17 protein-coding genes and 1 riboswitch are annotated in these 16645 nt (G+C 53.3%); all 17 genes read left to right on the top strand.

Features of this window, described 5'->3' with window-relative positions; translation table 11 throughout:
- Window positions 1–64 precede the first annotated feature (64 nt).
- The gene (locus KGZ93_01510; protein MBS3908304.1) at window positions 65–1129 is read left to right on the top strand and encodes a type IV pilus twitching motility protein PilT; all 1065 of its coding nucleotides are present in this window, start codon (window positions 65–67) and stop codon (window positions 1127–1129) included.
- A gap of 16 nt (window positions 1130–1145) precedes the next feature.
- The gene (locus tag KGZ93_01505; GenBank protein MBS3908303.1) at window positions 1146–2357 is read left to right on the top strand and encodes a type II secretion system F family protein; all 1212 of its coding nucleotides are present in this window, start codon (window positions 1146–1148) and stop codon (window positions 2355–2357) included.
- Between the two features lie 90 nt (window positions 2358–2447).
- Window positions 2448–2523, top strand: a riboswitch (cyclic di-GMP riboswitch).
- 116 nt (window positions 2524–2639) lie between these two features.
- Window positions 2640–2999, top strand: coding sequence for a type II secretion system protein (locus KGZ93_01500; GenBank protein ID MBS3908302.1), 360 nt, complete (start codon window positions 2640–2642; stop codon window positions 2997–2999).
- A gap of 105 nt (window positions 3000–3104) precedes the next feature.
- The gene (locus KGZ93_01495) at window positions 3105–5123 is read left to right on the top strand and encodes an O-antigen ligase family protein (GenBank protein ID MBS3908301.1); all 2019 of its coding nucleotides are present in this window, start codon (window positions 3105–3107) and stop codon (window positions 5121–5123) included.
- A 37-nt stretch (window positions 5124–5160) separates the two neighbouring features.
- Entirely contained in the window at window positions 5161–5754 is a 594-nt protein-coding gene (locus KGZ93_01490) for a tetratricopeptide repeat protein (GenBank protein ID MBS3908300.1), read from the top strand.
- Window positions 5755–5766: 12 nt separating this feature from the next.
- A complete protein-coding gene (locus KGZ93_01485; GenBank protein MBS3908299.1) occupies window positions 5767–6570 on the top strand; it encodes a prepilin peptidase in 804 nt (267 codons plus the stop codon).
- A gap of 139 nt (window positions 6571–6709) precedes the next feature.
- Complete coding sequence (locus KGZ93_01480) at window positions 6710–8137, top strand: fibronectin type III domain-containing protein (protein MBS3908298.1); 1428 nt, start codon at window positions 6710–6712, stop codon at window positions 8135–8137.
- 2 nt (window positions 8138–8139) lie between these two features.
- A complete protein-coding gene (locus tag KGZ93_01475; GenBank protein MBS3908297.1) occupies window positions 8140–8700 on the top strand; it encodes a prepilin-type N-terminal cleavage/methylation domain-containing protein in 561 nt (186 codons plus the stop codon).
- Between the two features lie 9 nt (window positions 8701–8709).
- On the top strand, window positions 8710–10140 hold the full coding sequence (locus KGZ93_01470; GenBank protein ID MBS3908296.1) for a hypothetical protein: 1431 nt from the start codon (window positions 8710–8712) through the stop codon (window positions 10138–10140).
- A gap of 210 nt (window positions 10141–10350) precedes the next feature.
- Window positions 10351–11487: a type IV pilus assembly protein PilM gene (gene pilM, locus KGZ93_01465; protein MBS3908295.1), complete on the top strand. Its 1137-nt coding sequence runs from the start codon at window positions 10351–10353 to the stop codon at window positions 11485–11487.
- Window positions 11484–12077, top strand: coding sequence for a hypothetical protein (locus tag KGZ93_01460; GenBank protein MBS3908294.1), 594 nt, complete (start codon window positions 11484–11486; stop codon window positions 12075–12077). Before pilM ends, KGZ93_01460 begins: the two co-directional genes overlap by 4 nt.
- Window position 12078: 1 nt before the next feature.
- Complete coding sequence (gene pilO, locus KGZ93_01455) at window positions 12079–12666, top strand: type 4a pilus biogenesis protein PilO (protein ID MBS3908293.1); 588 nt, start codon at window positions 12079–12081, stop codon at window positions 12664–12666.
- A gap of 14 nt (window positions 12667–12680) precedes the next feature.
- The gene (locus tag KGZ93_01450) at window positions 12681–13256 is read left to right on the top strand and encodes a hypothetical protein (protein MBS3908292.1); all 576 of its coding nucleotides are present in this window, start codon (window positions 12681–12683) and stop codon (window positions 13254–13256) included.
- 155 nt (window positions 13257–13411) lie between these two features.
- A complete protein-coding gene (aroC, locus tag KGZ93_01445; protein ID MBS3908291.1) occupies window positions 13412–14572 on the top strand; it encodes a chorismate synthase in 1161 nt (386 codons plus the stop codon).
- Entirely contained in the window at window positions 14569–15096 is a 528-nt protein-coding gene (locus tag KGZ93_01440) for a shikimate kinase (protein MBS3908290.1), read from the top strand. Before aroC ends, KGZ93_01440 begins: the two co-directional genes overlap by 4 nt.
- The gene (gene aroB / locus KGZ93_01435) at window positions 15062–16180 is read left to right on the top strand and encodes a 3-dehydroquinate synthase (GenBank protein MBS3908289.1); all 1119 of its coding nucleotides are present in this window, start codon (window positions 15062–15064) and stop codon (window positions 16178–16180) included. The genes KGZ93_01440 and aroB overlap by 35 nt, the downstream gene beginning before the upstream one ends.
- Window positions 16181–16182: 2 nt before the next feature.
- A complete protein-coding gene (aroQ, locus tag KGZ93_01430) occupies window positions 16183–16620 on the top strand; it encodes a type II 3-dehydroquinate dehydratase (GenBank protein MBS3908288.1) in 438 nt (145 codons plus the stop codon).
- Window positions 16621–16645: the final 25 nt, after the last annotated feature.

The raw sequence follows: 16645 nt of genomic DNA, 5'->3' as shown, positions 1-16645 counted from the left end.
GCACACCCGACCCGTCGCCGATATTGACTAAGATATAGAAGACACTCGATCGGGAGGTTCGGCATTGCTCGATATCAATGACCTTTTGACGCATGTACTGGAGAAGGACGCATCCGATTTACACATAACCGTCGGCGCCTCGCCCATGGTGAGGGTTTACGGCGATTTGGTCGCGCTCGATTATCCCGAGTTGACCCCCCAAGACGCAAAGGAACTCATATATAGCATACTCACCCAGGACCAGCGCGAGCAGCTTGAGCGAAACTGGGAATACGACTTCTCTTATTCTTTGACCGGGCATGCGCGGTTTAGGGTCAACACCTACTTTCAGCGCAACAGCGTCGGCGCGGCGTTTCGAATCATCCCGATGCAGATAAAGACCTTGGATGAGCTGGGGCTGCCGCAGTCGCTGGAGAATCTGGTGCGCAAGCCTCGGGGGTTGGTTCTAGTCACCGGTCCGACGGGAAGCGGTAAGTCGACGACCCTGGCAGCGCTCGTGAATATCGTCAATGAAACTCGTTCGTTTCACATCATAACCATCGAAGACCCGATAGAGTATCTCCACAAACATAAGAAATCAATGGTAAACCAGCGTGAGGTCGGAACCGACACTAAATCGTTTGCGACCGCGCTCAAATATGTCTTGCGCCAAGACCCCGACGTTATTCTCATCGGCGAGATGCGGGACATGGAGACGATATCGGCCGCGTTGACCGCCGCCGAGACCGGACACCTGGTCTTTGCGACACTCCATACGCAAGACGCACCGCAGACCATCGACCGAATCATCGACGTCTTTCCATCACACCAGCAGCAACAGATCAGGGTGCAGCTGGCCGGGACGCTCCAAGGCATTCTGTGCCAGCAACTATTACCGACACGTGACGGGCAAGCCAGGGTCGTAGCTTATGAATGCCTGGTGCCGACGCCGGCTGTGCGCAACATGATAAGGGAGGCGAAGACGCATCAGATCTGCAATGCGATGCAGACTGGTCATCAACACGGCATGATGACAATGGATTATTGTCTAGCCGACCTTTACCGGTGCGGCAAGATATCGTTCGAGATGGCGATGGTGAAAGCGACCGACCCGGCAGAGCTTAAACAACTTCTCGGCAAAGCCGCGTAAACAGAAGGAAGCAAAGATGGCGAACACTTTTGCGTACAAAGTAAGAGATAGTAAGGGAAATCTTCTGAAGGGCCAGATAGACGGCGATGGCGTGACTATGGTCGCGACTAAGTTGCGCCAGATGGGTTATGTCGTAATCGAACTCAAAGAGAAGGGCTTGGCTCAAAAAGAGATAAACCTTCCTTTTTCAAACCGGGTCAAACCGAAAGACCTTACCATCTTCAGCCGGCAGTTCGCCACGATGATAAACGCGGGCTTATCCCTTACGAGATGCCTCAACATTCTGGCCGAGCAGACCGAGAGCAAGGCCTTGAAGAAGGTAATCGCGAGTGTGCTGGAGGATGTCGAGCGAGGCAAGGCGCTCTCGGACGCCATGGCGAAACACACCTCGGCTTTTCCGCCGATATTTATCAATCTGGTTCGCGCCGGTGAAACCGGCGGTGTCCTCGACGAGGTGCTCCTGAGGGTTGCCGACCACTTTGAAAAAGAGGCTTCGATAAAGTCGAAAATTAAATCCGCGATGGCATATCCGGCTGCGATGTTTACATTCTCGATGGTGATAACGTTCGTTTTGATAACCTTCATCGTCCCGCTTTTTGTCGCGATGTTCGAGGATATGGGGGGCAATTTGCCTTTGCCGACGAAAGTGTTGCTCACGCTGAGTAATTTCATTCGCTCATCCTGGTTCATATTGATCCCGGCCGTAATCGCCGCGATCTATTTTTTGAGAGTCTACAGCAAGACCGAAAAGGGGAGGGAGAATATCGACAATTTAAAACTTCGCCTGCCGATTGCGGGTGTTTTGGTGCGCAAGATGTCGATATCGCGCTTTACTAGAACCTTCGGCACATTGCTATCGAGCGGTGTGCCTATTCTGGTCGCGCTCGATATTGTCGCTGAGAGTTCCGGGAATGCGATTGTATCCGCGGCGGTCAAAAGGACGCGGGTGAGCATCAAAGAGGGTGAGACGATAGCCAAGCCGCTTGCCGCGGATAAAGTCTTCCCACCGATGGTCGTTCAGATGATCGCGATAGGCGAGGAGACCGGCGCGCTCGACAGTATGTTGTCGAAGATAGCCGATTTTTACGACGAAGAGGTATCGAACATGGTCGATGCGCTGACTTCGATCATCGAGCCGTTGATGATTATCGTAATGGGTCTTATCATCGGCGGCATCATCGTCGCTCTCTATATGCCGATGTTCCAAATCATAACGCTTATCAAATAGAAAATGTTGTCAATATCTGGTAGATTATTTCAAATTAAGCTAAAGTAGGTTCTCTTTAGACCGATAAGTAACTTATATAACGGTCTTTTACAACGAAAAAGGCAAACCCGTCGTGAGGCGGGGACGCAAAGCCACGGGGCTCTCAGGAGTCGGCCGGGTTGCCGTACAAATCGAACTCTAATCATCAGGTACAGGCGGTGGCGCAATCATGCACACGCTGTGCCTTTTTCTTTGCTCAAAAAGATCGCCGCTTTTAAATCTCATAACAGGGAGGTGAATTGAATGAATATGTTCCGCAATGAGAGAGGTTTTACCCTCATCGAGTTGATGGTCGTAATCCTTATTATCGGTATTCTAGTAGCGATTGCCGTCCCGGTGTTTAACGCCGCCAGGGAGAGTGCCTACAAGTCTACTTGCCAGGCGAACTTAAGGACCATTGACGGCGCCGTCGAGACCTACAAGGCGAGCACTGGTAATGCTTATCCGACGGATAGCGCTACCATTCAGGCCGCTCTGGTTCCTAACTACATGAAGAAATGGCCGTCATGTCCGACAAACAACGGCGCTTATGGTGTCGCGGCAGGTGCCACGTCAACGCAAGCTCCCGTTATCACTTGTCCGAATGGTCACACTTATCCGTAAAAATCCTGTTAGGCCTCGTGCCTGCAGGTGGGGCGGCGAAAGCCGCCCTTATTTTTTTTGCGTTCCCGCCGATATTAAAGAGAGCATTCGCTATAGGAGACGGACTTGATAGGCAACTTAGATGTCGAAGAGAAAAAGCCAAAATCGCAACTATCGGCGGAGGTTCTGGACAGAGCAATCGTGTTTCTCTTATATGGAACCGTCTTTCTCGTGCCGCTCGCGGTATTTCCCTGGACCCTGGACCAATCACTTGCCATAAAATACCTCATCCTCAAAGCGGGCACATTATTGGCCGTCGCGTTCTATGCGTGCCGTGTAGTTCTCTATGGGGTTAAGCTTAGGGCTTCGGGGATTGAGTGGCCGCTAGCTCTATTCTTATTTTTAATCCTGTTATCTACATGGTCGTCGATACACTTGCCTACAAGCTTGGAGGGGGCGTTCCAGCGATATGACGGGCTTTACAGCCAGCTCATATATTTTGCCTTATTCTTCCTAGCGGTACAGTATCTGGCGGAGGACGAGCGGCGCGAGACTTTTCTTGCGCTCTTCGTTTTTTCGGCGTCCGTCGTGTCGCTCTACGGAATACTCCAACAGTTCGGCATCGACCCGACGCCATGGGGATACATCGCGTTCGACACATCGAGGAGCTTTTCCACGTTCGGTAATCCGGTACTGCTCGGCGCGTATCTTAGCATAACGTTCTTTATCGCACTCGGGTTGCTCTATAGCAGCGAGCAAGTCATTGAAAAGACGGCGTACGCGTTCGCGACCGCGTTAATGGCCCTGTGTGTTGTCCTGACGATGGGCCGCGCCTTGTGGGTCGCGGTACTGGTCGGACTTTTGGTATTCACGACCTTGCGTTCGAAGGGCTTAAGGAAATCTTGTGTGACATGGCGGTCGGCGGTAGGACCGGCGGTCTTGACCCTGGCGACCGTGGTTCCGGCGATTTTTATTGTCGGCATACCGGTCTTCTCTTCTCGGGTGGCGTCGATGGCTGAAACCGGCGGCAGTTTAGGTAGCCGGTTGTCGATGTGGCGGAGCGCGCTTGCCATGATAGCCGACCGACCGTTTCTCGGCTACGGCCCGGATTCCGTTGGTCTGGTCTTTCCTCGCTACGAAACAGCTGAGCTGGCTCGAATCGCGCCGATCGATATCCAAACCAACGTTCACAACGCCTTCCTGCAGATCGCTGTGACACTCGGTCTTCCAGCTCTACTATTGTTCTCGCTTATACTTACAGTATTTACGCTTAAGACGCTAAATAAAATACGGTCGGATGGGAAGGTCTCGCCGATACCGGCCGGCTTGTTCGCCGGCACCGCGGCATTTGTCATCCAGAGCGCCACCGGAATTACCGGCATTGCGACCTCGCCCTATCTATGGCTCGGCATGGGCGCGCTCTCCGCCTCGTGGTCGGAGGAGCGGCTCACGATTAAGCCTCCACCCGTACTCATACGCTTTGCCGCCGTCGCCGTTATCGCACTCTCTCTCTTTGTGGGGTTAAATAGCGCCGTTAAGCCGTTCTTGAGCGATATCGCCCTCGGGCAGGCACGACTGGCTGAGGGCGCGGGCGGTTTCGATGAGGCAAAGGCATTATATAAATCGGCCATAACGCACAATAGCGACGACGTGAAAGCCTATCGTGAGCTGGGGATAGCATTGGCGGACGCAGGCCATCTATCTAAAGACCATGCAACTTGGTCTGAGGGAGTCTCGTTCTTAATCGAAGCGTCACGCCTGTCGCCGAACGACCACGAAGCCCAGATGTTTTTGGGCCAGGCTTATCTCTACGGGGCCCGGGCCTTCGACGCTCGACATTACTATCCGGCCGAACGATATTTAAAGAAGGCGGTCGGCTTGCGACCTTTTTCATATGCGGCCAATACGATGCTCGCGGTAGCCTATATCGAAACGGGGAGAAACGATCGGGCTAGGGATAGCTTGGAAATCGCCCTAAGCATCAATCCAAACGACCCTCAAGCCCACTATTATATGGGACGATATCATGAAGAAGCGGGCAGTACCGGTAAGGCCATACTCGAATACCGAGCCGCGCTAATTCTCGACAGCCGGCACGAGAGGGCAAAAATCGCGCATGAAAGGTTGACTAGGGATGAAAAATAATACTTCAGCTAGAAAGCTTGTTGCTCTAGGAATGTCGATGCTTCTCATCGCAGTCGCATCTTATGTAAGCTACCGTTATGTAAGCGCTGCCGATATGTACGCTAAAGCGATACATGAGTTAGAAGAAGGGAATCTATCCGATGCTGAAGAAGGTCTTGAGAAGGCTATTCGGCTCAACCCTTGGCACGCGGATGCCCACTACGAACTGGCAACGGTATTCAAGAAGATGAATAAGAAAAAGGACGCCCATGGGCATATGTCGCGCGCCATTGCCTTGAACGGCAAAAATCCCGACTATCACCTGGGAATCGGGTTTCTTTACTTCAATGACCTCGGCGATAAAGATAAGGCGAGAAACCATTTTGAGCGGGCGTTCATTTTGGATAAGAGTAATTACTCGGCGTCTTATATGTTGGCGATAGTCAGTGAGGGTGAGGGAGACCTGAGCAAGGCGATTTACTTTTATAAAAAAGCGATTAATCTCGACCCGGACCTGACAATGGCGCACAAACAGCTGGCCGCTCTATATGATGCGAAAGGCATGGAGGAGCAGGCGAAGGCATGCTGGAATAATGTCATGGAAATCAACCCGGACGATAAAGACGCGCGGAACTATTTCAAGAACGACTAAAAGGCTGGATTTATGGAACACCTTTACGGCTTTGTATTCTTCATATTCGGGCTTGTCATCGGCAGTTTCTTGAACGTATGCGCCTATCGTATTCCTAAAAGCGAGTCCATAGCGTACCCGCCTTCTCATTGCCCGTCGTGTGGTAGCGATGTGAGGCCTATCGATAATATACCGGTGCTAAGTTATATATTGCTCGGAGGGCGCTGCGGGAGCTGCCGGGAGAGAATAAGCCCGAAATACCCTATAATTGAGCTTTTGACAGGCTTGTTGTGGGTTTCCTCCTATTACCGCTTCGGTTTGGGCATGGAATTGCCATACGCGCTCTTTTTCATTACTACGCTCATATTGCTGTCGGCTATTGATTTCGATACGAAGACGATACCGAACAAAATATTGTTGCCGGCGACGGCGTTTAGCGTTCTGTTGCTGTTGCCGTATTTTACAGGCCTAACGACCCCTCCGATAGTCGCGGGGATGGACGCGACCGATGCGGCAATCGGATTTCTGGCCGGCGGCGGCTTTCTTTATGCTGTGGCCATGTTGGCGCCGCTTATCTTTAAGAAAGAGGCGATGGGCGGCGGAGACATTAAGCTCGCCGCGTTCATCGGTTTGTATCTGGGAGGGTATGTGATGCTCGCGCTGTTTATCGGTTTCTTTTTAGGTGCGGTCGTCGGTGTTGTTTTGATCTCAAGGAATAGGGAGCGCTCGCAGGAGATGATTCCGTTTGGACCGTTCTTGGCGGGGGGCTCGGTTATCACGCTCTTTTTCGGTCCGCGGATTTGGCATGCCTATCTGTCATTTTCCGGACTGCTGTAGCCTCGACTCGCCTCAGCCGTTCTTCAAGGGTAATGCTTGGGTGTAGATTTCGCTTTGCTTGGGAGAAATGCCCCGGACAAAGACCTTAAGAATAATCGCTGGTAAACCGATACACATAGTATCGAAAAAGGGGAGAGGTATGCTTTTTTACAGCCGCTCGATTCATAAGCTGCGCGAAGAGCGAGCCTTTGGGATTATCGAAGCTCTGATGGCTTTAGTAATCATGTCATTAGTGCTCGTAGCGCTGCTCGGGCTTTTAACCGTTAGCGTTAAGGCGGTCTCCGGCAGCAAGCTATCGACGTTGGCTAACCAGTTGCTGAACGAGTCGATTGAAGAGATTAGGTCGGTTCCGTATGATTCGGTCGTTCCCGGTGTGACTGAGGAGACCCGGACGGTACTGGGTTACGATTTAGGGGTGCGCAAGGAGATATCTTGGGTGGATGACGCCGCCGACATGACAGGCTCGAACGACACCAACAATAATCCCAATGATTATAAGCAGGTAGTCATAACCGTAAGTTGGCTTGAGAGCGACGGCCTTAAATCGATAAGCGCGGCAACGTTTGTCAGGAGTACCCCGAACAAGACGCAGCCGCCGACCGTGAACTTTGTGATTGGCGAGAATGATTACAACGCTACACCGCCGAGCGGCACGGTATTTGGGCTTGACGCGGGTTATGCCTTATACAATGCGCTGTATGAGCAGTGGTTTAATAATGGAACGATTCCACTTAAAGCAACGGGCACCGACCCCGACGCGGACCTCGTCTCGATGCGCTTTTATGTGAGCGGTATCACGCCCGTGGGCGGCCTTTACGGGTTTGACCCCGTAGCGAGCTATACGAACTCCCCGACGTGCAGGTGGCCCAGGATTGAGGATGCCGCCCTTTGGCCCGAGGGGGCGCACGAGGTAGTTGTCGAGGTTTGGGATGCTCAGGGTGGAAGGGACGCGAAGAGCATATTCTGGTATATAGACCGGGTTTGCCCATATTGGAAAGATCTAGAACCCGCGAACCTGGCGGCGACAGCGCTCAGCCAGAGCGCCATACAGCTCTCTTGGCGGAAGGCTTGGGACGGCAACGAGCAGGTAAATCGTTATAAAATCTATAGAAAAGCGCCCGGGGAAGGAAGTTTTTCCGTGCTCGTTCCAAACCACAATAATTCAACCCCAAGTTATCAAGACCAAGGGTTGTCGGAGTGGAAAACCTATTCTTATTACATCAGCGCGCTTAGCGTCGGCGGTCGTGAGTCGACGACGACGAGCAGTATCGCCTCCGCGACCACCTGGTTTTCGATTACCGGCCATCCAGTTAAGGAACAGGGAAAACACAAAGTGGACATCAGTTGGAACCCGCCGCCGGCCGGCGTCACGGTCCACCGTTACGATATTTATAGAAACGGTACGATGATAGGTTACGCGGTAGGTAACTTGACCAGCTATAAAGACGATAATAACGGAGCCGGACTCGCGAGGACGACTCCGTATGACTACAAGGTCAGGGCTATCGATAATAGCGGCCAGGAAATCAACCAGAGCATCTCGGTCTCTGTCGTTACCGGTAATTGATTATGTTTTTCGAGTTTATGGATACGCTAAGAAACGAAGACGGGTTGACCCTCATAGAGCTTATGGTCTATGGGGTTTTGCTGTTGGTCATTTTGAGCGGCGCCTACATGATGTACGACGCGTCGGCGAATATATATATTACCGCGAACGGCCAGGCCGAAGCTCAGGGCAAGGGTCGCATCGCGCAGACATCGCTGGCAAAGCATCTGCGAATGACCGAGAGTTTCCAGCAGGCCGGAGATTATGCCGTGAACCTGAGAGCCGACATCAACGACGATAATCTTTGGGACAAAATCGAATACTATGCGGTCAATGATGCTTTGTATCGCCGAATAAATGATGGAACACCGATCGTGATTATGAAGGGGCTCAGGAATGAGGCGCTGTCGATGCCTATCTTCAACTATTTCGATATGAATGGGGCATCGCTGTCGACAGATACGGCATCACGCATTACTAAGACACACAAAGTCGAGATACGACTGATAATCGACGCGGACCCGAATAGACCGCCGGAGCCGTATGTCTTGCAAACCAGGGTCGCCTTAAGAAACAAGGAGTAGGGGAATCATATGTCGAAGGGATTGTTCGAAGACGAACGGGGTATCGCGCTCCTTACGGTAATCGGCGTTATGCTCATCGTTACCATATTGAGTTTCGGGGTTATTACCATTGCTAAAAGTGACCTCGTTCTGTCGGAACGCGACGAGGAGTATACGGAAGCACTCCATATCGCGGAAGCCGGCATACAAAAGGCGCTGTGGCAGCTCGAGCAGCTTGGAAGCACAATGCAGCCTCGGACTTTTGCGATTAACGTTGGAAGTGGCGTAGCTGAAGTCAATGCAGTTCAGGACGGCACAAACCAGTGGTATTGGACAATAGAATCCACCGGCACGAGCGGCCAGATGAAACGAAAAATCAAGGTCAGCGTCTTTAATTTCTCTTTGTGGAACATGAACATGGGTCTAGGGGAAGCCAATTCGATGGCCTCGGGCGGCAACGGAATTCTCGGCACGACCTCGATCGACGGACCGTTTTACGTTCGCGGCAACGTTGAGCTTTCGGGCAGTTCCGAGATTACCGGCGGCCCATTATTTATCAAGACAGGTACACTGAGGTTTATGAATGCCGCTTCCACGCTTGGGACGCTCAGCAAGCCGGTTGCCGCATACATCGAGCCGGCCGACGGAAATGAGGACATAGTCGACAGGCATGGCAATTCGCTCGAGCCCGGGCATCCGCAAGTCAATGTGAGTCAGCTTTCGAACCAGGTCCCCGATATAAAGATACCGCCGCTCGAGTCCCTTACCGCTTACAGGACGCGGGCGGCGTCTGAGTCTGAAGAGACGTGCACAGCATATCCGGGGATTATCTCGACGCAATCGAGCGTCAGCGGGTATAAAGTGCTCGATAACGACACAAATCTGGAGAGCGGGACATTGAGTTCCCGACCGATGTACTATATCGATAGCACGATAAACGACTTTGGCGTGCCGGGCGGCGAATTCGCATGGGATAAAACAAATAAACGGCTCTATGTCGACGGCACGATTTTTGTCGACGGCAATCTGACGATCGGGGATTCGGCGAACTCCGAGATATCGTATTACGGACGGGGCACCATAGTTGTCAATGGCGAGATTTTTGTAAAAGGGATGTTGAGGCCCCCGTTCCATAACGGCTCATATGACATGGACGGCTTACATGTGCTTGGTTTAGTAACGGCCGAGACCATATATATCGATATCTCAGGCTCCAACGCAGCCCCGACCCGGAGTGTTCCCGATATCACCGGCGCCTTTTTCGCCACCAAGAAGGTTAAGATATCCTCGAACAATACCTCGTTTGTCGGGAGTATGTTAGCGGGTATGTTGGATTTCGCCGACGGGACCAATAACAGCCACCTTTACACCCACGCGGCCTTGCCGAGCTTTTTGCCGCCGTCACTTCCGGGAAGTGGGGGATTTCTTACCATGACCGCATCCTGGCGGGAAGTGCAGTAACGCCTGCGCCCATAATCTAGCGGTCGGCGCCCGCCCTCTCAAATCACCTGATAAGAGTCGATAAAGAACTCTCCAAGCACTAAAGTATTATCGACGCTAACCGATGTAATAACAGATAGATGCGTTGGGCTTATAGCTCGCGTCTATTCGCCCCGCACCGGTTGTTGAACCGAATATGCAAGTGATGAGCTTTAGACGCAGGAGGATATTTTGGGACTCTTTGGCCTTGGTAATGGGGCCGCTCCTATCGGCCTGGATATTGGCAGCACTAGTTTTCGTGTGGCCCAATTAAAAGCGGCCGCGGACAAACCCATCCTCATCGAGTACGCGAATGCGAAGACCCCAAAAGGATTGATAACCGAGGGTGAGATTAGCGACGTTGAGGGTGTCGCTAAGGAGCTTGCCTCACTTTGGCGTTTCCATAAAATTGTCGAGAAACGCGTTGTCGTGGGCGTTGCGAATCAAAAGGTCGTAGTCCGCGTCGTAGAGATGCCGGTAATGACCGAAGCAGAGTTGAGAAGCGCTATCCGGTACCAGGTGAGCGATTATATACCGATTCCGGCCGATGAGGCCATCATCGATTTTCAAATACTCTCGGAATATAGCAAAGACTCGCACGAGCGGGTAATGGATGTGCTGCTGGTCGCGGCGCGCAAAGACATGATAGAAACGACAGTGGCGGCGGTCGAGGGAGCGGGACTGAAGCCGGTCGTCGTCGATGTTTCGTCGCTTGCGTTTGCGCGGGTGGTGATGGGTGATACGGCCAAGCCATTACTGTTGGAAGATGATAAACCGGCGGGCGCGACCGCTTTGGTCAATGTGAGCGCCACCTTGTCCGACATAGTCGTTGTCGAAGATAACGCGCCGCGTTTTACCAGGATAAGCAGTATCGGCGGCAGTACCTTTACGGAAGCGCTTGTCGAACAGCTCGGAATGAGCCTAGATGAAGCGGCGGACCTTAGAGTACGCATAGGTCTGCCCTCCGCGGATACCGACGAAGCTCCCGCACCGATAGACGCGGATATCAAGGAGTACGCGGAAGCGGTCCAGAACGTCCTCGAGCAGGAGATGGTCAAGTTTATCGCGGAGATTCGCAGGTCGCTCGATTATTATCTCGTCCAAGCGAACAGGGCCAAAAGTATAGACAAAATAATCGTCACCGGAGGCGGCGCCAAGCTCAAGAATTTTTTAGAATACCTCAAGCAAAACCTCCAAATCGAGGTTGAGCTAGGCAGGCCGCTCCAGTATTTTCAAATCAACAAGAACAGCCTTATCGCTAAGGTCGAGGAGGAAGAACTCTCGATGGCGACATGCCTTGGGCTGGCAATGCGAGGTTTAGATCGATGATGGTTGTCAGAATAAACCTCTTACCTGATGAGATAAGGGATAAGAGGCGTGCTGAAAAGTTTATTCTAGCGGGCTTGGTCGGCATGGTCGCTCTCGCGGCCTGCCTGGCCGGTGTCTTCTTGTATAACGTTTGGCGAATAGGCAACGCGGAGAAAGACCTCGCGCTCATATCGGACCAGGTGGTTAAGATGGAGAGCGCCATCCGGGATCTGCGCGTGTACGAGGCGAGGTTGACCGAGGTTCAGAGGAAGAAAGATATCGTGGAAAAAGCGCTTGCCGACAGGATTTTGTGGTCTAAACTGTTGGAAGAACTTATGATACTTACGCCGAACGATTTGAGTTTGGCGACTCTTTCGGGCAACGAGGATGGCGTGACTTTCTCCGGAGAGATTCAAGACCCGCTAGACGCCCCTGATTCCGGCCACAAGCCGGTCGCGAAGTGGTTGATCCGTCTCGGTGAGTTAAGACTCCAACCCGACGTATGGTTGAGTTCATCCGATAAACAAGAGAAAAGGATACTCTTTAGCAATACTATGAAGTTCAAGAAAGCGCCAATGGCGCCCGCCCCGCCCAATCCTTCCGGGACGTGATATGTTGGATAAGTTAGCGTTGAAAAAGCAGATAATTATACTGGCCGCAATCGTAGCGCTTATGTTCGTGCTCTTCTACATGTTTGGCTGGAGCCCGCAGGTTTCTAAGCTGGACCAGCTCAGCAAGGAGAAGACCGAGCAAGAGCAGAGGTTGCAGGCCGCAAAGAACACTCTTTCGATGCTCGAAGAGGTCAAAAGGAATGCGGCCAATGCTGAAATCGAGTACATCAAGATGTCGAATCGAATGCCGTCGAGCCCGGAATTGCCTTCGCTCATAGTCGAGATGCAAAATATCTCGAACGACGCCGGCGTCGAGTTGGTCTCGATTAGCCCCGGTGAACCATCGTCTATCGGTGAGTATAACGAGATGAAGATATCCGCTGTTGTGAACGGCAGCTATGTGGCGTTGATTGATTTCTTGAGACGCGTGGAAAAAGCGCCGCGTGCCTTCAGGGTCGACAATATAAACATCAAAACAGAGCGGTATCCGGATTTAAATATGACCGCGTCGATCTGCGCATTTACCGTAGGTGAAGGGATATCGGCGCCCCCGCCCCCGCCGCCGGCGCAAAATGCGCCGGTGCAATAGAAGGTTGGGACTGAATGGGAATCAAAGACAAGTTTTCCGGGATTGAAATGAAGAATGCGCTTAGTACGTCGAAGGGCAAGGGAATTGCCTTCGGCTTACTGCTGGTCGTATTATCGATGGTCGTCTTGGTCATCATAACTTTTGCGCTTCCAAAACCGGGCAACCTCGCGGTACGGGCCCCAAACGCCGCCGTTCCGCAACCGGCGCCCCCGCCCCCGCCGTCCGAGCGGACTACCGAGACGGTAGCGGAAGAGGAAACCGTCAGCACCAACTATGACCTATTTGAATATAAAGACCCCTTTAAGCCGCTGGTCGAGGAGATTGAGGTGCCGATAGGATTGCCGAGCGGCACCGAAGACGGGACCGGCGAAGGCGTGTCGCTTGCGTCACTTGCGCTCGTCGACGTTGTCGAGCAGGACGGCGCACGCTTTGCGATTGTCACGTTTGACGGCGTGGAATACACTGTTGGAAGCGGGGAGCGGGTCGCAGGCTCTTCTTTCATGGTCGAGGATATCGGTGAGGGAAGTATTACGGTTCTTTACGGTGATGACAGGTTTACGCTCCAACTCGGGCAAGAGATAGTCAAGTAATCGTCTTACTAAAAGAGCTGTAAAGCGGTTTTATTGACGGCGCTCCGGAAGGGGCTTCGCCTTATCGATTGATTACTCCGCATCGCAACGCCGCCACTTAACTACTTCACGGCTATTAGTTATACTTATTTAAAAAGATGAGCGAGGAATCATAAGTGTTGAGATATGTTACCGCCGGTGAATCACATGGGCCGGCGCTTGTCGCGATAGTCGAAGGGCTTCCGGCGGGTGTTGAAATAAGAAAAGAATCTATCGATGCGGAGTTGGCCCGCCGGCAATTAGGTTTTGGCAGGGGCGGCCGGATGGCGATAGAAAAGGACGTGGCCGAGATTTTGAGCGGCGTCCGGTTCGGCTTGTCGCTCGGCTCGCCGATAGCGCTCAAGATTGACAACCGCGACCGGGCCAACTGGACGACGACGATGTCGATAGGGCCGGTCGATATGGATGTCGAAGATGAAAGGGTAACTCAGCCTCGTCCCGGGCATGCCGATTTGAGCGGTGTCCTTAAGACCGGGCAGGGCGATATCCGCAACATATTAGAGCGTTCGAGCGCGCGAGAGACGGCCGCGAGGGTGGCCGCCGGGGCTATCGCCAAAATATTTTTGCGCGAATTCGGAATAGACGTTCTTAGCCACGTCGTTTCGATTGGCGAGGTGGCGGCGACCATAAACGAGCTGCCCGAGCCTGGGGATCTCGCGAGCATAGATGAATCGCCGGCGCGTTGCGTCGACGCCGGCGCGGAGGCGCGGATGGTCGCGCTCATCGAGGACGCGAAGAGAACCAAGGATACCGTTGGCGGTGTTTTTGAAGTGCTCGTATACGGCTGTCCTCCCGGATTGGGCGGATATGCCTCCTGGGAAGAGCGGCTGGACGCGAGGTTGGCGCGCGCGCTCATGGGCGTCCAAGCGATAAAGGGTGTCGAGATTGGCGAGGGTTTTGAGCTTGCGCAAAAGCGAGGTTCCCAAGCCCACGATGAAATATTTTATGAGCCTGAACGCGGCTATTATAGGAAGACCAACCGCGCGGGCGGTATCGAGGGCGGCATGACCAACGGCGGCGTCGTCATCGCCAGGGCGGCGATGAAGCCGATTCCAACCCTGATGCAGCCGCTTAAGACGGTCGATATCGTCTCGAAAGAGGCGGTCGACGCGGTTAAGGAGCGCTCGGATGTCTGCGCGGTCCCGGCGGCGGCCGTTATCGGTGAAGCCGTGGTCGCGTTCGAAATCGCCGAAGCGCTGTTGCGGAAATTCGGTGGAGACGCGCTCATCGATACCAAGGCGGCCTATACACACTATTTGAAGAGGTTGAAGAGTTGACGACCATCGCGCTCGTCGGTTTTATGGGGTCGGGAAAGACCACGATCGGGCGAAATTTAGCGAGAAGAACCGGCTACCGGTTTGTCGATATCGATAGCGTTGTAGAAGACAGGGCTGGTAGAAGCATCGCCGAGGTCTTCGAGGCCGAAGGCGAAGCGGCATTTCGCGGAAGCGAAGCCGAGGTGCTGGCGGAGTTTTTGGGTGAAGACAGGGTCGTCCTCTCATGCGGCGGCGGCGTCGTCATATCCGAGGCGAATAGGAAACGGCTGAAAAACGCGGCGACGGTCGTATATTTGAAGACGGAACCGTCGGAGATATTGAAGCGGGTCGGTGATACGGGGGACAAGAGACCGCTATTAAGAGCGGATGACCCGTTAACCGAGATAGAACGCCTCTTAGCCGGACGGGAGCCGTTCTACACGGAAGTGGCGGACGTGACCGTTGAGACAACGGATAAGGAGATCGACGCGGTCGTTGACGAGATTCTAAATGAGTTCGAGGTGCGGGGATTGGCAATTGATTAAAAACGTGGTCGACGTCACTCTCGGCGACAGAAGTTATAAGATATATATCGGCGATCGGATATTGCACGGTATCGCCGAGACGATAAAAGAGAGATGCGGGCCCGTAAGGGCGGCGCTCGTTACCAACGCTAAGGTTTGGGATTTCTACGGCTCACAGGTCGTAGAGGCGCTCGATGTCGAGGGCATCGGTTATGAGCTTATTCTGGTACCCGATGGAGAACAGGCCAAGTCCTTGAGCGTGGCCGAGAAGGTATATGGCGAGTTAATCGAGAAGGGGTTCGAGCGCAAGGACGCGATAATAGCGCTCGGCGGCGGCGTCGTCGGAGACCTCGCGGGGTTCGTCGCTTCTACGTATGAGCGCGGGATTGCATATGTTCAAGTGCCGACCACGCTTTTAGCGCAGGTAGATAGTAGTGTGGGTGGGAAGGTTGCCGTAAACCACCCGCTCGGTAAGAACATGATAGGCACGTTCTATCAGCCCTCTCTCGTCTATATCGACGTTGCCACACTGGGCACGCTCTCCGAGCGGGATTACGCGTGCGGAATGGCTGAAGTAATCAAATACGCGTTCATAAAGGGTGAACCGCTCTTGAGTTTGCTGCGGGCGCGAAAGGATGAGATTGAAGCGCGGGAAGTCGATGTGTTATCACAGATTGTTATGATGAGCTGCTCGATTAAGGCGGAGATCGTCGAAGCGGACGAACGGGATTTGGGTATGCGGGCGGTCTTGAACTACGGTCACACGCTGGGTCACGCCATAGAATCGGTCAGTGGGTACCGGTACAACCATGGTGAGGCCGTAGCTATCGGCATGGTCTTCGCCGCCGAGTTGAGCGAACGCTTGGGCTTGTTGGAAAAGAAAGACGTGGAGCTGCACAGGCGGATCATCGACCTGTACGCGCTTCCCACCTCGATGCATGCGTCGAGCATAGATGAGTTTATGAAAGTCATGGAGAGAGACAAAAAGCGGTCGATGGGCGGGCATGTATTCATCCTGCTGGACGGGGTAGGCAATCCCGTTGTTCGCAGGGTAGACGATAATGATTTGATTGCGGCGCTCGAAGGATTTCTGAAGGAGGGGTAAGAATGGGTCGCATACTGGTGATTCACGGTCCCAACCTTAATATGTTGGGCACCAGAGAGACCGGTCTCTACGGGGAAAACACCCTTGAAGCGATAGATCGGATGATAGCGGCGGAGGCCGCCAAGGAAGGGCTGGAGGCGGAATTCTTCCAGTCGAACCATGAGGGCGCGATAATCGACCGCGTGCAGCAGGCGGACGCCGGCGGGTTCGATTGTATCATCATAAACCCGGGAGCCTTCACGCACTATTCCATCGCCATCAGGGATGCTATCGCGGGTATCGCCATACCGGTCATAGAGGTCCATATTACCAACATATACACGCGCGAAGAGTTTAGGCATAAATCCGTGATAGCGCCGGTGGTCGTCGGCCAGATTTCCGGATTTGGCGCGCATAGCTATGTCGTGGCGGTGAGGGCGGCGGCGGAGCTGGTCGAGTAAGAGGTCGCGACGGCCCCATGCGGGC

This window comes from Actinomycetota bacterium (genome assembly GCA_018333515.1).
In the GTDB taxonomy this organism is placed as follows: Bacteria; Actinomycetota; Aquicultoria; order Aquicultorales; family Aquicultoraceae; genus Aquicultor.
Note: the sequence above shows the minus strand (reverse complement) of the source record. Positions and strands in the feature narration are given on the sequence as shown.

Excerpts from the sequence above, each read along its gene's own strand:
- KGZ93_01475 (MBS3908297.1), top strand. The coding sequence starts at position 8,140 with ATGTTTTTCGAGTTTATGGATACGCTAAGAAACGAAGACGGGTTGACC.
- aroB (MBS3908289.1), top strand. The coding sequence starts at position 15,062 with ATGAGTTCGAGGTGCGGGGATTGGCAATTGATTAAAAACGTGGTCGAC.
- KGZ93_01460 (MBS3908294.1), top strand. The coding sequence starts at position 11,484 with ATGATGGTTGTCAGAATAAACCTCTTACCTGATGAGATAAGGGATAAG.
- KGZ93_01480 (MBS3908298.1), top strand. The coding sequence starts at position 6,710 with ATGCTTTTTTACAGCCGCTCGATTCATAAGCTGCGCGAAGAGCGAGCC.
- pilO (MBS3908293.1), top strand. The coding sequence starts at position 12,079 with ATGTTGGATAAGTTAGCGTTGAAAAAGCAGATAATTATACTGGCCGCA.
- KGZ93_01470 (MBS3908296.1), top strand. The coding sequence starts at position 8,710 with ATGTCGAAGGGATTGTTCGAAGACGAACGGGGTATCGCGCTCCTTACG.
- KGZ93_01490 (MBS3908300.1), top strand. The coding sequence starts at position 5,161 with ATGCTTCTCATCGCAGTCGCATCTTATGTAAGCTACCGTTATGTAAGC.
- KGZ93_01505 (MBS3908303.1), top strand. The coding sequence starts at position 1,146 with ATGGCGAACACTTTTGCGTACAAAGTAAGAGATAGTAAGGGAAATCTT.
- aroQ (MBS3908288.1), top strand. The coding sequence starts at position 16,183 with ATGGGTCGCATACTGGTGATTCACGGTCCCAACCTTAATATGTTGGGC.
- KGZ93_01485 (MBS3908299.1), top strand. The coding sequence starts at position 5,767 with ATGGAACACCTTTACGGCTTTGTATTCTTCATATTCGGGCTTGTCATC.
- KGZ93_01500 (MBS3908302.1), top strand. The coding sequence starts at position 2,640 with ATGAATATGTTCCGCAATGAGAGAGGTTTTACCCTCATCGAGTTGATG.
- KGZ93_01450 (MBS3908292.1), top strand. The coding sequence starts at position 12,681 with ATGGGAATCAAAGACAAGTTTTCCGGGATTGAAATGAAGAATGCGCTT.